Genomic DNA, 18,924 nt, shown 5'->3' on the forward strand with positions numbered 1-18,924 from the left:
CGCTTCCATGGGAAAGAAAATAACTGCCTTTATTATGGCCCTGTTGGGCGCCACTGCCCTTGCCGCACAGGCTCCCTCCATCCAGCCCCCCGCGAAAACGGCAGTGGACCAGACCGTTCGCAGTGCCCCGACCACCTTCAGGGAAATAGACAGCCGGCTGCAGGCTTACAGCCAGGACACCCTGATGCTCACCTATTTTATTCGTCAGAGCGAAATGCACGCCTACCGGGAAGGCCTGGCCTACGCCTATAACCAGATCGGAAGCTATTACCGAAGTCGTTCGGACTTCGAGCGGGCCATGGATAACCACAACAAGGCCCTAAACCAGGCCAAGGCCGCAGAGAACCGGGAATTCCAGATCTACAGCCTGAACCAGCTAGGGGCCACAGACCTGGCCATGGAGTCCATCAAATCCGCCCTGGATTATTATCAGGAAGCCATGAACCTGGCAGAGAACCTGAAAGACCCTTCCGTGGAGATCCAAAGGGAAATCAATACCTCCATCAATGGGATCGGGCATATCTACCGGCTGTTGGAATTGTATGACCTGGCCATTGAATACTTTCAGAAATCCCTGAGCTACGATCTTGCCCTGGGGAATTTGCGGGGGCAGGCCATCAACCACCAGAACATTGCCGAATGCCTGGAGGCCCGGGGCCGGCTGGAAGAGGCCATGGCCGCATACCAGGCGTCCGAGGCCGCCAACCGGGAAGTAAGTTCCCCGCGGATTGAGGTGGTCAACAAATACGGCATGGCCCATGTACTGGCCCACGAAGGGGAAGACCTTGATTCCGTAAACCTGATCCAACGGGCCGTGGGCCTTTTGGCATCTGCCATCCCCACGGCCGAGGCCCTGGGCGACCAGGAAGTGCTCTCTTCTTCATATATCCAGATGGGCTGGGCCCTGAGCCTGTTGCGGCGGTTTCCCGAAGCCCGGGACTACCTGCAGAAAGGCCTGGAAATCTCCATGGAATACCAGCTTTTCAGCAACATCTACCAGGCCAACACCTTTTTGCACGACATTGCCAAGGAGCAGGGGAATTTCCGGGAAGCCCTTGAGTTGTACGACCGGGCCCAGAGCGCCCGCAGAAAAATCTCGAACGACCGCAACCGGCGGTATGTCTACGAATTTATTTCCCGCTCTGAGGAAGAGAAGCGCATCAGTCAGATTGAGCTCCTCTCCCGGGAGAACGAGATTGTAAAGCTGCAGTTGAGGCGCAACCGGACCACCCTGCTGGTGGGGGCCCTGATCCTTACCCTGTTTATCCTGATCCTCTATATCATCTACCGCCAGTACCAGCTCAGCAGCGAGCGCAAGGTGATAAGCCTGGAACAGAGCATGCTCCGCAGCCAGATGAACCCGCATTTCCTGTTCAATTCCCTGAATTCCATCAAGCTGTACATCATCAACAACGAACAGAAAAATGCCGTCCACTACCTGAACAAGTTCTCCAAATTGGTTCGGAAAATTCTGGAGGCTTCCTCCGTGAGGGAAATCCCCCTGGAGGAAGAACTGGAAACCGTGGAGCTCTACATGAACATTGAAAACATCCGCTTCAACAACGAGATTGATTTCAGCGTAGAGGTAGCCCCTGAGATCGATACCTCCCTGGTTCGAATCCCATCCCTGATCCTGCAACCTTTCCTGGAAAATGCCTTGTGGCACGGCCTTTCATCCAAAGAAGGCCGCAAAGTTATCCGCATTGAAATATCGCGCTCCGGACCGGGATATATTGACATCCGCATCCGCGACAACGGGATTGGCCGGGCCGCGGCCGAAGCCCTGAAGCAGCAACGGGTACTGAAGCGCAAGTCGCTGGGGCTGGAAATTACCAAGGAGCGTATGGCAAACTTCTCCAAGGATTACCAGAATACGTACGACATGAAGATGGAGGACCTTTTTGACGAAGCGGGCAACCCCTGCGGCACCCTGGTGACCCTGCGGATCCCTACGGTTTAAGGTATTCCCGGGCTGCGACTTCCAATTCCTGGTACCAGGCTTCCCCGAATTTGCGGATGAGCGCGGCTTTCACAAACCGGTATACCGGCACCTTGAGTTCCGCCCCCAGCTGGCAGGCCGGGTCGCAAATGTGCCACCGGTGGTAATTCACAGCCGTAAGGGCCGTATATTCCCGGATGCGCACCGGGTACAAATGACAGGACACGGGCTTGGGCCAGTCTACAGCCCCATCCTTACAGGCTGCCTCTATGCCGCAGAGGGCCTTGTCGCCTTCAAAAATAACATAGGCGCATTCCTTGCCATGCACCAGGGGAGTTTCCCATTCCCCATCCTCTCCTTTTACATAGGGGCCCTGCTGCTCAATAGCCTCCAGGCCTTCGGGCCGCAGGTATGGCTTAATACGGGGTAGGATTTCCTGCAATTTCTCCATTTCGGAAGGCTCCAGGGGCGCCCCGGCGTTGCCGTCCACACAGCAGGCACCTTTGCAGGCGTTCAGGTCGCAAACAAAAGCTTCTTCCAGGATTTCCTCCGAAACAACGGTTTTGCCGAGTTCAAACATAGGTGGGGTACTGTGCGGGCAAAGATATTCCTTCTGGTCGAACTCCACCTTAAAATTGCATTGAGGTTCAGGCAAAGGATTTACCTTTGCGCCAGTAAACGCAACCCTATGGAACTGAACCTTCGTGAAATTGCTTCGGCTACCCTGGTCCTGTTTGCCGTTATCGATATTGTGGGCAGCATCCCCGTGGTGATCTCCCTGCGCAAAAAAGTAGGGCACATCCAGTCCGGGAAAGCTTCTATCGTGGCCGCCAGTATTATGGTGGCTTTCCTGTTTGTGGGGGAAGAAATCCTGAAACTGATTGCCATTGATGTCAATTCCTTTGCCGTGGCGGGCTCCTTTGTGCTCTTCTTTATCGCTATTGAGATGATCCTGGGCATTACCCTCTATAAGGATGACGAACCCCATACCGCCTCCATAGTTCCCCTGGCCTTCCCCCTGATTGCCGGGGTGGGAACCCTCACCACCCTGCTTTCCCTCCGTGCCGAGTATCAGGTGGTCAACATTGGCGTCGCCATTGTTCTGAATATTATCTTTGTGTATCTGGTGCTGAAAAGCTCCACCCGCATTGAGCGCATCCTGGGGCCCAGCGGGCTCAGCATCATCCGCAAGGTGTTTGGCGTGGTGTTGCTCGCCATAGCGGTAAAACTATTTGCCTCCAACATTCAGGGGCTGTTCCAGGCCTGATTGGCCCCTTTAAGAATCATCAGATATGAACAAGTACCTGCTTATTGTCCTCGTTATCCTTGCCCTGGGGCTAATTGCCTATAACGCCACTATGCTGGATCCGGAAAACCTTTTTAAGGGAGATAGCCTGGTGGCCCTGATCGGGATTATGGCCGCCCTTTGCGCTCTGGTCCTGTTGATGGTATACCAGACTTCCCGGAAAATCCAGAAAAAGCTCGACGAGGATTAATCCCGGGGCACTTCCGGGTTCAGGGTAGGCCGGTCCAGTTCCATCACCTCCCGCAAAACGGAATCGTAGGGGACCAGTACCTTGGCCTTCAGGTCCGGGGAGAACAATTGCTCGGCAATCCCGGCCTTAATATGGGCTTTCAGCAGGCCTTCGTAATCGTAGTAGTTAATGCTCAGCTTAAACGGCGTCAGGAATTCCACCAGGCGGTCAAAGAGGATGTCGTCCGGCTGGTATTCGGCATAGAACCGTTCTTCATCAAAATCTGCAAAACGGGAGCGGTCTTCCTCCAGATATTCAAAGACAAAACTTGAAAAATAGCCTCGGCTGTCCAGGGCGGCAATGGCTTCCTCCTCGTTTCCGTCTATGGGCACGAACACATCCGGGATAATTCCGCCCCCGCCGTAGACCGTTTTTCCGCCCGGGGTGGTGAACTTCAGGGAATCCGCTACCGGAATGCTGTCGCGGGAGGTGAGTTCGCCATTGTGGTACCTGCGCAGATACTGGTCGTAATAGTCCTCACTCCCTTTCCCGTAATTGCGCTGGATGGAACGCCCGGTAGGAGTGTAGTAGCGGGATACCGTCAGGCGGACAGCAGAGCCGTCTCCGAGGTCCATCTCCCGTTGCACCAGGCCCTTCCCGAAGGAGCGGCGGCCCACGATGGTCCCGATATCATTGTCCTGCAGTGCCCCTGCAATGATTTCGGAAGCCGAGGCCGAACGCTCGTTAATCAGCACGTAAACCGGGCGGTTTTCGAACCGGCCCCGGGCAGTGGCATAGGTAGAATCTACCTGCCCCTTTTTGTTGCGGGTGAAGAGGATGAGTTTTCCTTTAGGCAAAAAGGCATCCGCAATGCGTTCGGCAATGTTCAGGTACCCCCCGGGGTTGTCCCGAAGGTCCAGAGTTAATTTTTCAGCCCCTTCGGCCTGCAGCTCCTTTAAGGCATGGCTGAACTCCTCGTAGGTAGATTCCGCAAAGCGGTTCATCCGGATATAGCCCATATCCGGGGTGAGCATAAAGGCGGCATCGATACTTCGGATGGGTACATGGTCCCTTTTCAGGTTTACCTGCAGGGTGCGATCTTCGGTTTTACGGTAAACGGTCAGGCGCACGGAAGACCCTTCTTTGCCCTTGAGGCGGGAAACAATTTCCTGGTCGGGAAGGCGCTTTCCATAAAGGGTGTCCGCGTCGGCCATCAGGATTTTATCGCCAGGGAGCAATCCGGCCCGGTCGCTTGGGCCATCTTCGATAGTACGGGTCACGGTAATGGTATCCCGGAATTTGTAGAAGTTGATGCCGATCCCCACAAAATCGCCCTTCATGTTTTCGGAAACCCGCTTCATCTCGGACTTGGGGATATACACGGAATGCGGGTCCAGCTTATCCAGGATGTTGTTTACGGTCACATCCACAATGCTGTCCGTATCCACCTCATCTACATATTCGTAGTCTATGTAGTCGATTAACCGGTTTAGCTTATCCTTTTTGGAATTGGTAGTGAAGAGCCGCTCCGGGGTGTCGTTGAAGTGGAGCTTCCCCCCTATAAAAATACCCAAAGCCAGGGCCAGGGCCACCACGGCAGGTCCGATGTAATAGCTCTTCTTCAAATCACTCTTCATTAACGGCCACCGTGGAGTCTATGACCGGCAGGTGTACCAGTTCAACGCCAGCGCGCGATAAAAATTGCAGGCCTGAGTCGTCCTTGTAGGCCCGCTGGTAAACCACCCTCCGAATCCCGGACTGGTGGATAAGCTTGCTGCATTCCCGGCAGGGAGACAAGGTAATGTACAGGGTTGCCCCGTGGCAGGACTGGGTGCTGGAGGCCACCTTAGAAATGGCATTGGCCTCGGCATGCAGTACATACCATTTTGTATACCCCTCTTCGTCTTCGCAGAAATTTTCAAAGCCGGTAGGGGTACCGTTGTACCCGTCCGAGATAATCATCCGGTCCTTCACGATAATGGCCCCCACCTGTTTGCGGTTGCAATAGGAGAGTTTCCCCCATTCGTGGGCCATACGTAAATAGGCTTTGTCGTATTTTTCCTGTTTCCTCGCTTTCAAGGGCTAAAGCAGTTAAGGCCGGGACAGGGCCATGCACGAATATACCGGCTTTCGCGACGCCCCACAACCCGCAGGGGGTTAATTTTTAGTGAAAATCAGAAGGGCCAGGCCTTTACAGCCAGCCAGATGGAAACCCCTGCAATGGCCAGGCTCAGCAGGCGCACGTACCGTTTCCGGTCCAGGCCCATGTAACCGGTAATCAGGGAAGAAAGGCTCAGGACCACCACCAGCACCAGCAGCTGGGCGGCCTCAATCCCCAGGGCAAAACCAAAGAGCGGGCCGCTCTTGTCTGTTTCCCCGGTCATCAGCATGCGAAAGTAATTGGAAAAGCCCAGGCCGTGGATCCACCCGAAAAGGGCCGTAGCCAGCAGGTGCGTCCTGAGGGTAGCTTTTGGCCCGGTCAGGTAGAGGTTGAACAGGGCCGTAAGCAGAATGGTAACCGGGATCAGGAACTCCACCAGACCCTCATTTACTGAAACCCAGCCAAAAGCCGCCAGGAAAAGGGAAAGGCAGTGAGCAATCGTGAACAGGGTGGCCAGCCAGAATACCCGTTTCCATTGCGGCCATCCAAAAGGCAGGGCCAGAGCCATCAAAAACAGGACATGGTCGTATCCCTGCAGGTCCAGGACGTGAAAAAGCCCGAGTTCTCCGTAAAAGCCAAAATTTTCCATAAGTCCAATAATGTGTTTCGGGTATTACCCCATACCCCGTTCCCGCTGTATGGTTTCGTAGGCCTTTTGTACCTCCTTGAATTTCTCCTCCGCGCCCCGGCGGATGGCTTCGTCCTGGGTATTGACCCGGTCCGGGTGGTACTTCTTGGCCATGGCGCGGTAGGCCTTTTTGACCTCCTCGTCCGTGGCCGATCGCTCAATTTCCAGGATGGTATAGGCCGTATCTGCCGAACGCACGAACATAGCCATGATGCTTTCAAAATCGGTGGCCCCAACCCGGAGGTACCCGGCAATTTGCCGAAGCTTGGCCACTTCCGCCTTGCTCACCTGCCCGTCTGCCTGGGCAATGCCGAACAGGAAATGCACCAGCTGCAGGCGCACTTCATACCGGGTGTGCGTATTGAGGTAGGAGCAGATGCGCTGGGCGGAGATTTCCCGCTTTTTAATGACCTCATTAAAGGTCCTGAAAATGGCATTGGCCCGCTCCTTCCCATAGGTCTGTAAAAAATAGCGGCGCACGTAATCCAGTTCCTGCTGGCTTACCTTCCCGTCGGCCTTGATCACTAGGGAACAAAGCGAAAGGAGGTTCAGTTCAAAGTCGGCCGGGGACACCTGCGGCCGGGTAAAATCCCGGAACACCGTACTGCCATTGCTGTTGAGGCTGTCCGCCAGGCTACCGAGCATAAACCCGACGATGGCACCCGGAAAGCGGAGGAAGAGATACCCCAGAAAAGCGCCAAACCATTTGAGCATGCGAAAATTTTTGCCAAAGATAGGGCTTCGCAGCAGATCTCGCCGGCTACCACAGCCCCTTGGGATGGGCATGGTGATTTGCAGTCCTTTTCATACCTTTGCCGAAACGTTAAAAAGAAGCGCTATGTATCCTCCTGAACTCGTTAAACCCATGCGGGAAGACCTGGCAGTTGCCGGGTTTGAGGAACTCTATACCTCAGAAGCAGTGGAAGCTGCCATCAAGCAACCCGGGACCATCCTGGTTGTGGTGAATTCCGTATGCGGTTGTGCCGCCGCCAATGCGCGGCCGGCTGCCAAACTCAGTCTGTCCAATACCAAAACCCCGGACCGCCTGGCCACCGTCTTTGCAGGTGTGGACCGGGAAGCCGTAGATGCTGCCCGTCACCTGATGGTGCCTTTCCCGCCTTCCTCCCCCAGCATGGGGCTGTTTAAAGATGGGGAGCTGGTCCATATGATTGAGCGGCACCACATTGAAGGTCGCCCCGCAGAGATGATCGCCGAAAACCTCAAGCAGGCCTTCGACGAATTTTGCTAGAACAAATTGGCATTCCCGAAAAACCGCTGGCATCCAGCGGTTTTTTATTTTTGTGATATGGCCCGACTCCTGGCATACCCGCTCTCTGCCCTGTACCTCCTCTGTTTCGGGATGGTGCTGGTGGTCTTCCACCCCATCCAGTGGATCTGCCTTAACCTATTCGGATACGAAGCCCACAAGCGCAGCGTAAGCTGGCTGAACCTCTCCATCATGAGGTGCACGCACATTCTGGGCACCCGCTACCGGATTACCTACCCGGAATCCATGCCTGAAAAGGGTCCCCTGATTATTGTGACCAACCACCAGAGCATGTACGATATCCCCCCAATTATCTGGTATTTCAGGCGATTCCACCCCAAGTTTGTCAGTAAGAAAGAACTGGGGAAGGGTATTCCCAGCGTTTCCTATAACCTTCGCCACGGGGGTTCTGCCCTGATCGATCGCCGGGACCGGAAACAGGCTTACGCCGCCCTCAAACACCTGGGGGAATATATAGAAAACACCGGGAGGAGTGCAGTAATTTTTCCCGAAGGCACCCGTTCCCGAACCGGCCATCCCAAGCCGTTTAAAACCTATGGCCTTAGCGTCTTGCTGGAACACGCCCCGTCCGCCTCGGTGGTACCCATCACCATAAACCAATCCTGGAAAATGTTCCGCTACGGGAAGTTCCCCAATGGCCTTGGCGCCCGGATTACCTTTACCGTACACCCGCCCATGCCGGCCAGCCAAATGGACGAAGCAGGCCTGCAGCGGCTGGAAGAAACCATTGTAGCTGCAATCGAAACCACCCCATGACCGACAGTGAACTCGTAGAACGCACCGTAGCTTTTGTACGGGACACCCTCAAAGGGGCCGAAGGAGGACACGACTGGTTCCACACCCAGCGCGTGTTCCGCAATACCCTGCAGATTGCCCGGGAAGAGCCGGTAGACCTGCTGGTAGTGAGCCTGGCGGCGCTGCTCCACGACATTGCAGACGCCAAATTCCACAACGGAGACGAAACCGCAGGCCCGAAAAAGGCCGATGCCTTCCTGAAGACCCTGCCGGTGGCGGATAGTGTGCGCAAGCATGTGGTTCAAATCGTCCGGCATATCTCCTTTAAAAACAGCCTGGAAAAAGGACAGGGCTTCGAATCTGCCGAACTCCATGTGGTGCGGGATGCAGACCGCCTGGATGCCCTGGGAGCCATCGGGATTGCACGGGCCTTCAACTATGGCGGGTTTAAAAACCGGCCCCTGTACGACCCGGACATCCCCCCGCGCACCGACCTCACCAAAGAAGCGTACAAAAAATCAGACGGGCCCACCCTGAACCACTTTTACGAGAAATTACTGCTGCTCAAGGACAGGATGCATACGGCTACGGGTAAGGAACTGGCCGAACAGCGCCACGCTTTTTTGCTGCAATATCTGGAGCAGTTCTACGACGAGTGGAACGGGCGTCGCTAGCCCTTCCGTTTGAACAGGCCTGCTTGCCTGTCCTGCCTTGTAATGCGAAGGAATTCGTATCTTCTTTCCCGATTTCAAACCCAAAACCAAGATGAAACGAAGAACCTTCCTGAAACAATCTGCGGCTACTTCCGCTGCCTTTAGCATTGTCCCTTCCTATGTGTTGGGAAAACAACATGTACCGCCAAGCGACACCCTGTATATAGCCGCCTTTGGCGTGGGTGGTCGGGGCGGAGGCGTGATCCGGGGCCTGCAGGAAACCGGCAAGGTAAAATTTGTGGCGTTCTGCGATGTGGACGAGCAACGGGCAGCGCCCACGTATGAGGCTTTCCCGGATGTAAAACGCTACAAGGACTACCGGAAGGTCTATAAAAAACACCTCAAGGACATGGACGCCATCATGGTGGCCACTCCGGACCATACCCATGCTACCATTGCCCTGCCTTTTATGCGGGAGAAGAAACACGCCTATGTGGAAAAACCGCTAACCCATAACATACGCGAGGCCCGGCTGATGACCGAAGTGGCAGCGCAGATGGGCATTGTGACCCAGATGGGGAACCAGGGCGCCTCCAGCGACGGCAGCCGCGAGGCCCGGGAATGGATTGATGCCGGCATTATCGGGGAAGTACAAAAGGTAGATTGCTGGACCAACCGCCCGGTTTGGCCCCAGGGAGTACCCCTGCCCACCGAAAAGCAGGCCATTCCGGATACCCTGGATTGGGACCTCTGGCTGGGACCAGCCGCCATGCGGGATTACAACGCAGCCTACCTGCCCTTCAAATGGCGGGGATGGTGGGATTTTGGCACCGGCGCCCTGGGAGATATGGGCTGCCATATCATGGAAACCCCATTTAGCGTCCTGGACCTGGGATACCCCACCGAAGCCGAAGCCAGCTGTACCACTAACTGGGTGGGCGACTTTGTGGAAGCCGATTACAGCGCCTCCTGCCCCTCCTCATCCATCGTGCGCCTGAAATTCGACACCCCCAACCACGGCAAGGTGGAATTAAACTGGTTTGACGGCGGCCTGAAACCAGATCTCCCCGATGCCCTGGCAGACGGGGAAACCATTGGCGACAATGGGGGAGGCAGCATTTTTTACGGCACCCGGGGCATCCTGGTGTGCGACACGTATTCCCGCAACGCCCGCCTGCTGCCTTCTTCCCTGATGGGCCTGATAAACAAACCCGCTCCGGTTCTGCCCCGTGTAGAAGGCGGCACCGGTGGTCACCAGCAAAACTGGGTAGACGCCTGCCTGAATGGCACGCCTACCTCTTCCCCCTTCTCCCGGGCGGGGAAACTCACGGAATCCGTGCTGATGGGGAACCTGGCCATCCGGGCCTACCAGTATAAGGTGCGCAAGATCAATGAACGCAACGGCAGAGCCTATTTTGAATATCCCGGACGGAAAAAAATCCAATGGGATGGGGAAAACATGACGGTGACCAACTTTGACCTGGGGAACGAATGGGTACGCGGGTCTTACCGAAAGGGTTGGGAGTTAGTCTGACACCCGTCAAAACAGGGAATACTGGCCGGATTTATATGCGGCGTGTAACCCGCAATTCAGGGCCGGCATTTGGCGGCCCTTGAAGTAACGCCGCCGGGCTACCTGAGCCAGCTGGCGGATGTGTTCGGCAACCGGCCCCTCCCCTTTAATGCGGGTGCCAAAGCGGCTATCGCGCAACTGCCCGCCGTGGCATTGGCGGATCTGGGACAACACCTTTTCGGAACGCTCCGGCATGGTTTGTTGTAACCATTCGGCAAAGAGGTCGGCAATGGCCCCGTTAAGCCGCACCACGGTATATCCAAAACTAAGGGCCCCGTGTTCCGCTGCCGCCTTGGCCAGCGCGGGAATTTCCGCACTGTTCAACCCCGGGATAATCGGGGCCAGCATGGCATTTACCGGAATTCCTGCCCCCAAAAGGGCCTTAATGGTCTGTAACCGTCTTTGGGCACTTGCCGTGCGGGGTTCCAGCTGCCTGCGCAGGGATTCGTTCAGGGTGGTCAGGGAAATATGCACCGCCACCAGCCCATGGGCATGGAGCTCCTGCAGCAGATCCAGGTCCCGCAGTACCAGGGCGTTTTTGGTGATGATACCCACCGGATGCCGGTACTTCAGAAAGACCTCCAGGCAAGCGCGGGTGATGCGCAGCTCCCGTTCCAGGGGCTGGTAGCAATCCGTGTTCCCGGAAAGCACAATAGGAGAGGCCTTCCAGGAGGGTTTTTTCAGAAAAGCTTCCAGGAGGGTTGGGGCGGTTTCCTTCACCAAAATGCGGCTTTCAAAATCCAGGCCCGGCCCAAGGCCCCAGAATTCATGCGAATTGCGCGCATAGCAATACACACACCCATGCTCGCATCCCTGGTAAGGGTTCATGCTGTAGGGCATCCGTACATCCGGGCTTTCCACCTTATTGACAATGGTCTTGGGAAAGATACGGGTATGGGTGGTGCGGGGGGATAGCGCTTCGCCCTCTTCATGGCAGTGCTGGAGGAATTCCTGTAGCACTTCGTGACGCTGGGCGTCAAATCGATTTTGACGACGGCTTTGCGCCCCCCTTCCTTTCAGGGGGTGACCGGGAATTTCAGACATAAAAATCGGGATATAATCCAAATATATGGAATATATCCTGATTAGCCTTGAATTTGAATGGCGACCAATTGCTTTTTGCCCCCGCGCTTGGCGTAGAAGAAGAGGGTATCCTCAGAAGGACGGATCAGGGGCTGGGAAACCATCATAGGAAGGCGCGCCTCGTCGTGGCTGATGATTTTTTCATAGCTCATTTGCCCCTGGGCATCCAGGCGGATCAGGAATATATTCCGGTTCCGGCTCAGGCCCTGGCGAAATATCAGGCGTTCGTTATTCAGCAACTGGGGATTGTCCGCCGCCGAACTGATAAAGAAATAGGTGTTGCCATCTTTGGTAAAAGCGCTGTAGGAGATATAGGCGCCGTCGTTCTGGGTGACCTCCGTTTTATTGATGTTCCGTGCCCAGACCAGACGGCCCTGAGGATCGAGCTTTACGCTTACAATGTCGTTGTGGTGGAAGCGTTCCACCTGCACCCGCCCCCCGCTGGGGCTCATTTCCATCCCCCTGGTGACAAAGTATTCCTCGGCGTTAAACAACAGGTTGCCCTGGGCGTCAAATCGCACCTCTTTAAAGGCCAGGTTCTTCACCACCTTTTCGTCTTCCGTTCCAAACTTATCGAACATAAACTGCTCGCTAAAGGGATTGTACTTCAGGTTGGACCCTTCCAGGCTTACGGGGTCTACCTCAAAATACTGCAGCCCGTTGTAGCGATTGTCCTTCCGGTCTGCGTAAAAGCCCACGCAAACCAGGGTATTCCCTTTCCAAATGGGCTTAAGCCCTTCGGCATATTTGCCGGGTACATCATAGGTAGCGGTCTGGCTGCCGCCCGGGGTAAGCTTGACGAGTTCGTACTGGAACCGGCGTTCTTCGGCCTTAAAGCGGCGTTTCTTGAAATAGGCCTTCCCGATAAGGAAGGCAGCGGAGAGATCCGGTGCCATTTCCAGGGCTTCAAAGGCGTAGTTCTTCTCTTCGATTTCGCCTGAAAAATCCACATCCAGCATAGGGCGCAGGTTGTAATTGTACACCAGGATGCGATGGCGATCATCTTTACCTTTCTTGTAATGCAGGCTAATGGCAAAGGCGCGTTGCTCCCGGTCAAAGAGGACGGTGGTAGTAAAACCAGAATTGAATTTTCGGTTGAAATAGTTCTTGTCCAGGGCATTGTCCACGTAGACTGAAGGGACGGTCAACAGGACTTTCTGCGTGAAATTATAAGCCCCTACCGGACTCTGATGAACGGTATAAATATAACTGAGTCGCTCGGGATCATACTCTAAAAACAAAAGGTATATTTGGCCATTGGCCGTAAACCCGTCCACAAAATCCGCCCCGCGGAACTTGTAATTATATTCATCCAAAAGTTCAAGCTGGGCATTGTAACGCTCTATCAAATATCCCTTTGGACGGAGCACAATCCCTGTGTAATAGGCCCGGACCAGGAGCTTTTCCCCGGATTCCACCTCCGAGAAGTTCAGGAGGTTCGAATATTTATACCGATCGCTATATTTTTCGCCAAAGCGGTACTCCACGGGCATTTCTTGCCCCTGTGCAAACAGGGCCATCAGCAGGGTGACCCACAGGACAGGCAGGTATTTCATATTGGGTGGTTTGGGCTTAGCGACCCGGGAATTCGGGCTTTCGTTTTTCGAGGAATGCCTGGGTGCCTTCCCTGAAATCCTCGGTCCCGAAGCAATGGCCAAACTGCTCTATTTCGGCCTGATAACCGGTATCGCTACTCCTAAAACCCGCATTGACCGCTTTTATTGCATTCGAAATGGCCGTAGGCGCATTTTTGGCGATGCGCCCGCCCAGCTTCAGGCAGTATTCCTCCAGGTCCTCCAGGGCAGTAACGTGATTCACCAGTCCGTAGTCCTGTGCCTTTTCGGCCTCGATCATCCCGGCGGTGAAAATGAGTTCCATCGCCCGGCCTTTCCCGATGAGCTGTGGCAGGCGCTGGGTGCCTCCGTAGCCGGGAATCAGGCCCAGGGAAACCTCAGGTAACCCCAGGCGGGCATTGTGGCTGGCTACCCGGATATGGCAGGCCATGGCCAGCTCCAGGCCGCCGCCCAGGGCGTACCCGTTAATAGCCGCAATGACCGGGGTGCTCAGCTGTTCCACAAAATTAAAGAGCAGCTCCTGGCCCCGTGCCGCAAGCTGCTGGCCTTCCCCGGGGCTAAAACCGGCAAATTCAGCGATATCCGCTCCGGCCACAAACGCCTTGGGGCCGCTACCCCTCAGAATGATCGCCCGCACCCCAGGATCTGCATCCAGGGCTGCAAACGCCTCATGCAGCGCCTCAATGGTTACCCGGTTCAGGGCATTGAGTTTTTTGGGACGGTCCACATAAACCATGGCAACCGGCCCATGCATCTCCAATTTCAGGTTCTTGTACTTCATGTATTTGGATTATTCGGGTTCTACGATCCGGGGCAGGCGCACGGTAAAGACCGTGCCCTTCCCGGGTTGTGAGGTAAAGTCAATACTCCCGCTATAGGTTTCAACAATGGTGCGGACCATCCCCAGGCCCAGGCCCATCCCGCTGGATTTGGTGGTGAATTTGGGTTCAAAAACCTTATCGCGGTTGGCGTCTGCAATGCCCACTCCGTTATCCGCCACCATGATTTTGACCCATTTGCCCTCTGCGGCCACAGAGACCAGGATTCGCGGCTGGGGCACCTCCGGTACCGCCTGGATGGCATTTTTCACCAGGTTGGTTACCACCCGGATCAGCTGGGTACGGTCCATTTTGGCGATGAGCTCTTCGGAGTCGGTCATGAAATGGATATAGGGCTCGTTAAAGATATCCAGGGCCAATTTCACAATTTCGGGCACATTCAGGGTTTCGTTCTGTTGTGCGGGCATTTTGGCGAAGTTGGAAAAGGCCGAGGCAATACTGCTCAGGGTATCGATTTGCTGGATAAGCGTCTTGGAAAATTCCGCCATGCGCTGGCGAATTTCCGGATCTTCCGGATTAAACTTCCGTTCAAAACTCTGTACGCTCAGCCGCATGGGGGTAAGCGGGTTTTTGATTTCATGGGCCACCTGCTTGGCCATCTCCCGCCAGGCCTGCTCCCGTTCGCTGCGGGCCAGTTTGGCTGCACTGAGTTCCAGCTCGTCAATCATGCCGTTATAGGCCGTGATGAGTTTGGAGATTTCTTCGCTGGCGTCGTCCAGGAAGATTTTTTCGTTGGTCCGTGCCAGCCGGGTCTGGATAAGTTTGTCGGAAACCGTCTGCAGGGACCGTGTGATGTATTTGGAAATGAAGTAGGCCAGGGCTACTGCGCTGAATAGCATGAGCAGGTACACCCCGCCCAGGCGGAACAGGAATTCCCGCAATTCGGAATAATAAAAGGAGTTCTCTTCAAAATACGGCAGGTGCAGGATACCGATGGGCTTGAATTTGCCATCCAGGATATAGGTGTAAGATGCCTGGTATCGCTCCCCCGCTGCGGCTGCAGCCTCCACATAGCGCTTATCCACGCTACCCCTCAGGGCATTCAATACATGGGTTTCCAGGCAGAGGGATACGGAGTCATTGTCAAATTTGGGACGGGAACTCTTGATGAGTTGGCCTTCCAGGTCGTACAGGTTGAAATTGGCATTTTCAATGATGGCAATACGATAGATTTCATCCTTGAAGATCAGGCCCAGGTTTGCCGTGGTAATGGGGTAGGTGGTGCGCTGCAGGGTAAAGGTAATGGCCTGCCGGATTTGCTCTTCCTTGCGCTCCAGGCGGTTTTCGTGGTAATCTTTGGCCTGCTCCCGGTACTGGATTACGGTAACCCCAGCAATCAGGACCGAGGCCACCAGCACCAACAGGATCATGGAGAGGAAAATCCGCGTCCGTAAAGACATTTTTTTGAACAAACTCCAGGGGTTTACCCGCTAAGATAGCAATAATCGCACCAAAAAAAGGCGACAGGCGCGCCCCTTGCCATGGGGTTTTTTCCGGGGCTTACCGCCCCTGTTCTTCCCGTTGGCGAATGCGTTTGTAAAGCCGGATGCCGAGCATCAGCAATACCGCCAGCAACACCAGGCCCAGCAGGCCAAAGATCCAGTCGATGGTGCTCTTCAGGATGGCCAGGAAGACCACCGCAAATAGGATCAGGGTGGCGCCTTCATTCCAGATGCGCATAAAGCGGGACGTATATGAAAACGATTCCCGCTGGAACTGCAGGTACATGCGGTGCATGGCCAGGTGGTAGGCCAGCAGCAAGGCTACAAAACCCAGCTTTACCCACATCCAGGGCTGGGAAAGCCAGCCGGGCATGAGCCACAAGAGGAGCCCGGCCATCAGGATGCAAAGTACGGCGGATGGCCAGGTAATGATCTTCCAGAGCCGGCGTTCCATAATGCGAAACTGGGCCGAGAGGACCCGGGATTCGGCCTCGGGTTTTTCCCGGGCCTCGATGTGGTAGATAAACAGGCGGGGCATATAAAAAAGCCCCGCAAACCAGGTAACCACAAAGATCAGGTGCAGGGATTTGATGTAGTTGTAATACTCCGCCATAGGGCCGGGAATTTTATCCAAACTTACGCTTTCCGGGCAGGGGAACCAAGCCCTTGGGATGAATTCAGGAAGGCGCCTGCCGCCCGGAAACCACCCGCAGCAGCAGGTGGAGAACCAAAAAGGCCAGTCCGGCCGGAAGTACCCAGCCCATCTGGTAGGCACTCAGGGGCATCCATGCCGTCCAGGCGCCGGTAACCCCCTCAAGCCCAAGGCTGCCCAAAAAATCCGGCAGGCTGCTCAGAAGGGTTACGACAACCACCCCCCGGAACACCAGGGAAGGGGCCCATTTGTCCGGCATCGCATTGAGGAAGATCAGCACAATGGTAAGGGGGTAGATAAACATCAGGGCCGGCACCGCCACCGCAATGATGGCCTCCACCGGCAATTGCCCCATTCCTACCCCGAGAATGCACCCCAGCAGGGCGGTGATCCGGTAGGCCCGGTCGGAATTTCCAAACCGGGATTTGACAAAATCCGAAGCCCCGGTTACCACCCCTACTGCGGTGGTGAAACACGCCAGGCCAATGAGCAGGCTCAGGAACCGCTGCCCCCATCCCCCCAGGGCCCGGAAACTCAGGGTACTCAGCAATTCGGTACGGCCGGGACCTGCCTCTCCCGGAACATACAACAGCGCTCCGGAATACATCAGGCCGGCATAGAGCAGCATCAGGGCCAGGGCGGCCAGCACGCCTGCACCGCTGATCATGCGGAACCGTTCCCCAAAGGAAAGGTCGGGTTGCTCCAGGTTCAGGGAGATCAGGATTACGCCTCCCACCACCACGGCCCCAATGGCATCGAAGGTCTGGTAGCCTTCAAGAATACCGGCACTGACCGGGAATTCAAACTGGGCCGGGCCGGGCACGCCGCCCTGAAAGAGGATCATACTGCCAATGAGCAACACCAAAACGGCAAAGATGGCCGGGGTGAGCCATTTGCCGATCAGCTGGGTAACCCTGGAGCGGTTCAGGGCAAAGACAAATACCAGGGCAAAATATAGCAGGCTGGTGCCCAGGGGCGGAAAATCCAATAAGGGAGCCACCGCCATTTCGTGGGTTACCGAGGCCGTTCGAGGCGCCGGCAGGACCAGGGCAATGGCGTAAACCAGATAGCAATATACCAGGCTAAACCCGGGGGAGATTTTCCGGGCAAAATCGAACATATCGCCCTGCAGGCGGGCATGCGCCAGGATGCCCAGCATCGGGATCAGGACGGCCGAAAGAGTAAAGCCGAACCCCACCACCCACCAAAGGGAACCCGCCCGGTACCCGAGCAAGGGGGGAAGGATCAGGTTTCCAGCCCCGAAGAACAGGGAAAACAGGGCCAGGCCCAGGATCCAAACCGATCTGTTTTTCAGCAAATTGTGTGTTTTTTCGAGTTATTCATCCGGGGATATCCTCCTGAAATCGGGCATTTGCGGATGCCTTTCTCCGGAAGCCCCCGAAAAATACACAAAAAACCAGGGATTCATCCAATAAATATACGGGCCCAGGCGTTAGGTCTAAACACGACGGAACCAAGTAGTTAACCTAACCCATTGTCTCCTTCATGAAAAACACGGGCCACCCCTGGCCCATATGCCCGAACTTTCAAAACCTACTGCCATGAAAAAAGTCCTCTGCTCGCTTTTCGGCCACCACTTCACTATCTCCAAAAGGGTAACCTCCCACATCAATGAATATGCCTGTGTGCACTGCGGCAAGCAGGTAACCACAGACGTGAGCGGCAACCTTTCGCTGCTGACTCCCGAGTTGCGGGAAATCAACAATACCCTGGAGTACATCTACCAGAAAAAACACACCGTAGGCGCCCACCAACAACAGGTGGCGTAACCCTTACTCTGCATCAAAGGCATTCCAGCCCCTGGCCTGCAGGGGAATGGAAGTTCCTGCACGTGTGATCAGGTGTGTCCCGGCCGAAGCCTCCGTCATATGGCCGATCACCGTAAGGTTTGGGTTTCCTTTGATTTTCGGGTAATCTTCCTGGGCTATGGTAAAGAGCAGTTCATAGTCCTCCCCCCCGCTTAGCGCTATGGTAGTACTATCCAGATTGAATTCCTCGCAAACCGAAATAACGGTAGGGTCCAGCGGGATCTTTTCCTCGTAGAGGGCACAGCCTACCTCTCCGGCCTGGCAGAGGTGGAGGGTTTCGGAAGACAGCCCGTCGCTGATGTCGATCATGGCCGTGGGGCGTACCTCCAGTTTTTGCAGCAACTCCACCACATCGGCCCGGGCTTCGGGCTTGAGTTGGCGTTCCACAATGTAGGCATAGGGCTCCAGGTCCGGGCGGTGGTTGGGATTGGCCTTAAAGACCTCTTGTTCCCGCCTCAGCACCTGCAGGCCCATATAAGCCCCGCCCAGGTCTCCCGAAACCACGAGCAGGTCGTTGGGGGAAGCGCCCTTACGCAACACCGGGGCATCCTCGGAGGCCATGCCCATTACCGAAAGGCTCAGGATCAGGCCCCGGGTAGAGGAGGTGGTATCGCCCCCCACCAGGTCCACCTTGTACACCTCACAGGCCCGTCGGATCCCCGAATACAGTTCTTCCAGGGCTTCCAGCGGAAAGCGGTTGGAAACGGCCAGGGAAACGGTAATATGGCTGGGGGTCATGCCCATGGCACAGATGTCGCTCAGGTTTACCACCACCGCCTTGTACCCCAAATGGGCCAGGGGGGTGTACGCCAGGTCAAAATGCACGCCTTCCACCAGCATGTCGGTGCTCCAGGCCATAGCGCCCGCTTCTGTTTTCAGTACGGCGGCATCGTCTCCCACCCCTACCCGGGTAGCCGGGTGGGTCATTTTGAATTCACGGGTCAGGTGATGGATCAGCCCGAATTCCCCCAGGGATTCCAGGCTGGTGCGTTGCGGATCTTTGTCTTCAAACATACCGCAAAAGTAAGGCGGAACGTTTATAAGGTGTATCTT

At 55.5% G+C, this 18,924-nt stretch carries 20 protein-coding genes; 8 read left to right on the forward strand and 12 right to left on the reverse strand.

Annotated elements, in window-relative coordinates; translation table 11 throughout:
• The first annotated feature begins 7 nt into the window (after nt 1-7).
• Entirely contained in the window at nt 8-1,960 is a 1,953-nt protein-coding gene (locus tag OZ410_RS03355) for a tetratricopeptide repeat protein (protein WP_277706500.1), read from the forward strand.
• Here OZ410_RS03355 and OZ410_RS03360 read toward each other — a convergent pair.
• Nucleotides 1,950-2,519 carry a DUF3109 family protein gene (locus tag OZ410_RS03360; RefSeq protein WP_277706501.1) on the reverse strand — a complete coding sequence of 190 codons (570 nt, stop codon included), beginning with the start codon at nt 2,517-2,519 and terminating at the stop codon, nt 1,950-1,952. The genes OZ410_RS03355 and OZ410_RS03360 overlap by 11 nt on opposite strands.
• A 108-nt stretch (nt 2,520-2,627) precedes the next feature.
• Here OZ410_RS03360 and OZ410_RS03365 point away from each other — a divergent pair, with 108 nt between their 5' ends.
• The gene (locus tag OZ410_RS03365; protein ID WP_277706502.1) at nt 2,628-3,206 is read left to right on the forward strand and encodes a MarC family protein; all 579 of its coding nucleotides are present in this window, start codon (nt 2,628-2,630) and stop codon (nt 3,204-3,206) included.
• A gap of 25 nt (nt 3,207-3,231) precedes the next feature.
• Nucleotides 3,232-3,435, forward strand: coding sequence for a hypothetical protein (locus OZ410_RS03370; RefSeq protein WP_277706503.1), 204 nt, complete (start codon nt 3,232-3,234; stop codon nt 3,433-3,435).
• Here OZ410_RS03370 and OZ410_RS03375 read toward each other — a convergent pair.
• The 4 genes from OZ410_RS03375 to OZ410_RS03390 form a co-directional block, all read right to left on the reverse strand.
• Nucleotides 3,432-5,051, reverse strand: a complete 1,620-nt coding sequence (locus OZ410_RS03375) for a S41 family peptidase (protein WP_277706504.1) — start codon at nt 5,049-5,051, stop codon at nt 3,432-3,434. The genes OZ410_RS03370 and OZ410_RS03375 overlap by 4 nt on opposite strands.
• Nucleotides 5,041-5,493: a deoxycytidylate deaminase gene (locus OZ410_RS03380; RefSeq protein ID WP_277706505.1), complete on the reverse strand. Its 453-nt coding sequence runs from the start codon at nt 5,491-5,493 to the stop codon at nt 5,041-5,043. The genes OZ410_RS03375 and OZ410_RS03380 overlap by 11 nt, the downstream gene beginning before the upstream one ends.
• 95 nt (nt 5,494-5,588) lie before the next feature.
• On the reverse strand, nt 5,589-6,164 hold the full coding sequence (locus OZ410_RS03385; protein ID WP_277706506.1) for a HupE/UreJ family protein: 576 nt from the start codon (nt 6,162-6,164) through the stop codon (nt 5,589-5,591).
• A 24-nt stretch (nt 6,165-6,188) separates the two neighbouring features.
• Nucleotides 6,189-6,917, reverse strand: a complete 729-nt coding sequence (locus OZ410_RS03390; protein WP_277706507.1) for a TerB family tellurite resistance protein — start codon at nt 6,915-6,917, stop codon at nt 6,189-6,191.
• A 124-nt stretch (nt 6,918-7,041) separates the two neighbouring features.
• On the opposite strand from OZ410_RS03390, the gene OZ410_RS03395 reads away from it, so the two are divergent.
• From OZ410_RS03395 to OZ410_RS03410, 4 genes are all read left to right on the forward strand, one after another.
• Nucleotides 7,042-7,452 carry a BrxA/BrxB family bacilliredoxin gene (locus tag OZ410_RS03395; protein ID WP_277706508.1) on the forward strand — a complete coding sequence of 137 codons (411 nt, stop codon included), beginning with the start codon at nt 7,042-7,044 and terminating at the stop codon, nt 7,450-7,452.
• Nucleotides 7,453-7,509: 57 nt separating this feature from the next.
• Complete coding sequence (locus tag OZ410_RS03400) at nt 7,510-8,247, forward strand: lysophospholipid acyltransferase family protein (RefSeq protein WP_277706509.1); 738 nt, start codon at nt 7,510-7,512, stop codon at nt 8,245-8,247.
• Nucleotides 8,244-8,900, forward strand: coding sequence for an HD domain-containing protein (locus tag OZ410_RS03405; protein ID WP_277706510.1), 657 nt, complete (start codon nt 8,244-8,246; stop codon nt 8,898-8,900). The genes OZ410_RS03400 and OZ410_RS03405 overlap by 4 nt, the downstream gene beginning before the upstream one ends.
• Nucleotides 8,901-8,991: 91 nt before the next feature.
• Nucleotides 8,992-10,413 carry a Gfo/Idh/MocA family protein gene (locus OZ410_RS03410; protein ID WP_277706511.1) on the forward strand — a complete coding sequence of 474 codons (1,422 nt, stop codon included), beginning with the start codon at nt 8,992-8,994 and terminating at the stop codon, nt 10,411-10,413.
• 6 nt (nt 10,414-10,419) lie between these two features.
• On the opposite strand, the gene OZ410_RS03415 is transcribed toward OZ410_RS03410, so the two are convergent.
• The 6 genes from OZ410_RS03415 to OZ410_RS03440 form a co-directional block, all read right to left on the reverse strand.
• Nucleotides 10,420-11,496 (reverse strand): PA0069 family radical SAM protein, encoded by a 1,077-nt coding sequence (locus OZ410_RS03415; RefSeq protein WP_277706512.1) that lies wholly within the window; start codon nt 11,494-11,496, stop codon nt 10,420-10,422.
• A gap of 41 nt (nt 11,497-11,537) precedes the next feature.
• Nucleotides 11,538-13,091 (reverse strand): hypothetical protein, encoded by a 1,554-nt coding sequence (locus OZ410_RS03420; RefSeq protein ID WP_277706513.1) that lies wholly within the window; start codon nt 13,089-13,091, stop codon nt 11,538-11,540.
• A 16-nt stretch (nt 13,092-13,107) separates the two neighbouring features.
• The gene (locus OZ410_RS03425; protein ID WP_277706514.1) at nt 13,108-13,890 is read right to left on the reverse strand and encodes an enoyl-CoA hydratase/isomerase family protein; all 783 of its coding nucleotides are present in this window, start codon (nt 13,888-13,890) and stop codon (nt 13,108-13,110) included.
• Between the two features lie 9 nt (nt 13,891-13,899).
• Entirely contained in the window at nt 13,900-15,318 is a 1,419-nt protein-coding gene (locus OZ410_RS03430; RefSeq protein WP_277707166.1) for a sensor histidine kinase, read from the reverse strand.
• Nucleotides 15,319-15,448: 130 nt separating this feature from the next.
• Nucleotides 15,449-16,003: a CopD family protein gene (locus tag OZ410_RS03435; protein ID WP_277706515.1), complete on the reverse strand. Its 555-nt coding sequence runs from the start codon at nt 16,001-16,003 to the stop codon at nt 15,449-15,451.
• Between the two features lie 64 nt (nt 16,004-16,067).
• Nucleotides 16,068-17,360, reverse strand: a complete 1,293-nt coding sequence (locus tag OZ410_RS03440; RefSeq protein WP_277706516.1) for a branched-chain amino acid transport system II carrier protein — start codon at nt 17,358-17,360, stop codon at nt 16,068-16,070.
• A 244-nt stretch (nt 17,361-17,604) separates the two neighbouring features.
• Here OZ410_RS03440 and OZ410_RS03445 point away from each other — a divergent pair, with 244 nt between their 5' ends.
• Nucleotides 17,605-17,832, forward strand: a complete 228-nt coding sequence (locus tag OZ410_RS03445; RefSeq protein ID WP_277706517.1) for a hypothetical protein — start codon at nt 17,605-17,607, stop codon at nt 17,830-17,832.
• A 3-nt stretch (nt 17,833-17,835) separates the two neighbouring features.
• Here the strand turns inward: OZ410_RS03445 and thiL are convergent, their stop codons facing one another.
• A complete protein-coding gene (gene thiL / locus OZ410_RS03450) occupies nt 17,836-18,885 on the reverse strand; it encodes a thiamine-phosphate kinase (RefSeq protein WP_277706518.1) in 1,050 nt (349 codons plus the stop codon).
• Nucleotides 18,886-18,924 lie beyond the last annotated feature (39 nt).

The sequence above is a fragment of the Robiginitalea aestuariiviva genome, from assembly GCF_029537735.1.
In the GTDB taxonomy this organism is placed as follows: Bacteria; Bacteroidota; Bacteroidia; order Flavobacteriales; family Flavobacteriaceae; genus Robiginitalea; species Robiginitalea aestuariiviva.

Excerpts from the sequence above, each read along its gene's own strand:
- OZ410_RS03355 (WP_277706500.1), top strand. The coding sequence starts at position 8 with ATGGGAAAGAAAATAACTGCCTTTATTATGGCCCTGTTGGGCGCCACT.
- OZ410_RS03360 (WP_277706501.1), bottom strand. The coding sequence starts at position 2,519 with ATGTTTGAACTCGGCAAAACCGTTGTTTCGGAGGAAATCCTGGAAGAA.
- OZ410_RS03365 (WP_277706502.1), top strand. The coding sequence starts at position 2,628 with ATGGAACTGAACCTTCGTGAAATTGCTTCGGCTACCCTGGTCCTGTTT.
- OZ410_RS03370 (WP_277706503.1), top strand. The coding sequence starts at position 3,232 with ATGAACAAGTACCTGCTTATTGTCCTCGTTATCCTTGCCCTGGGGCTA.
- OZ410_RS03375 (WP_277706504.1), bottom strand. The coding sequence starts at position 5,051 with ATGAAGAGTGATTTGAAGAAGAGCTATTACATCGGACCTGCCGTGGTG.
- OZ410_RS03385 (WP_277706506.1), bottom strand. The coding sequence starts at position 6,164 with ATGGAAAATTTTGGCTTTTACGGAGAACTCGGGCTTTTTCACGTCCTG.
- OZ410_RS03390 (WP_277706507.1), bottom strand. The coding sequence starts at position 6,917 with ATGCTCAAATGGTTTGGCGCTTTTCTGGGGTATCTCTTCCTCCGCTTT.
- OZ410_RS03395 (WP_277706508.1), top strand. The coding sequence starts at position 7,042 with ATGTATCCTCCTGAACTCGTTAAACCCATGCGGGAAGACCTGGCAGTT.
- OZ410_RS03400 (WP_277706509.1), top strand. The coding sequence starts at position 7,510 with ATGGCCCGACTCCTGGCATACCCGCTCTCTGCCCTGTACCTCCTCTGT.
- OZ410_RS03405 (WP_277706510.1), top strand. The coding sequence starts at position 8,244 with ATGACCGACAGTGAACTCGTAGAACGCACCGTAGCTTTTGTACGGGAC.
- OZ410_RS03410 (WP_277706511.1), top strand. The coding sequence starts at position 8,992 with ATGAAACGAAGAACCTTCCTGAAACAATCTGCGGCTACTTCCGCTGCC.
- OZ410_RS03415 (WP_277706512.1), bottom strand. The coding sequence starts at position 11,496 with ATGTCTGAAATTCCCGGTCACCCCCTGAAAGGAAGGGGGGCGCAAAGC.
- OZ410_RS03420 (WP_277706513.1), bottom strand. The coding sequence starts at position 13,091 with ATGAAATACCTGCCTGTCCTGTGGGTCACCCTGCTGATGGCCCTGTTT.
- OZ410_RS03425 (WP_277706514.1), bottom strand. The coding sequence starts at position 13,890 with ATGAAGTACAAGAACCTGAAATTGGAGATGCATGGGCCGGTTGCCATG.
- OZ410_RS03430 (WP_277707166.1), bottom strand. The coding sequence starts at position 15,318 with ATGATCCTGTTGGTGCTGGTGGCCTCGGTCCTGATTGCTGGGGTTACC.
- OZ410_RS03435 (WP_277706515.1), bottom strand. The coding sequence starts at position 16,003 with ATGGCGGAGTATTACAACTACATCAAATCCCTGCACCTGATCTTTGTG.
- OZ410_RS03445 (WP_277706517.1), top strand. The coding sequence starts at position 17,605 with ATGAAAAAAGTCCTCTGCTCGCTTTTCGGCCACCACTTCACTATCTCC.
- thiL (WP_277706518.1), bottom strand. The coding sequence starts at position 18,885 with ATGTTTGAAGACAAAGATCCGCAACGCACCAGCCTGGAATCCCTGGGG.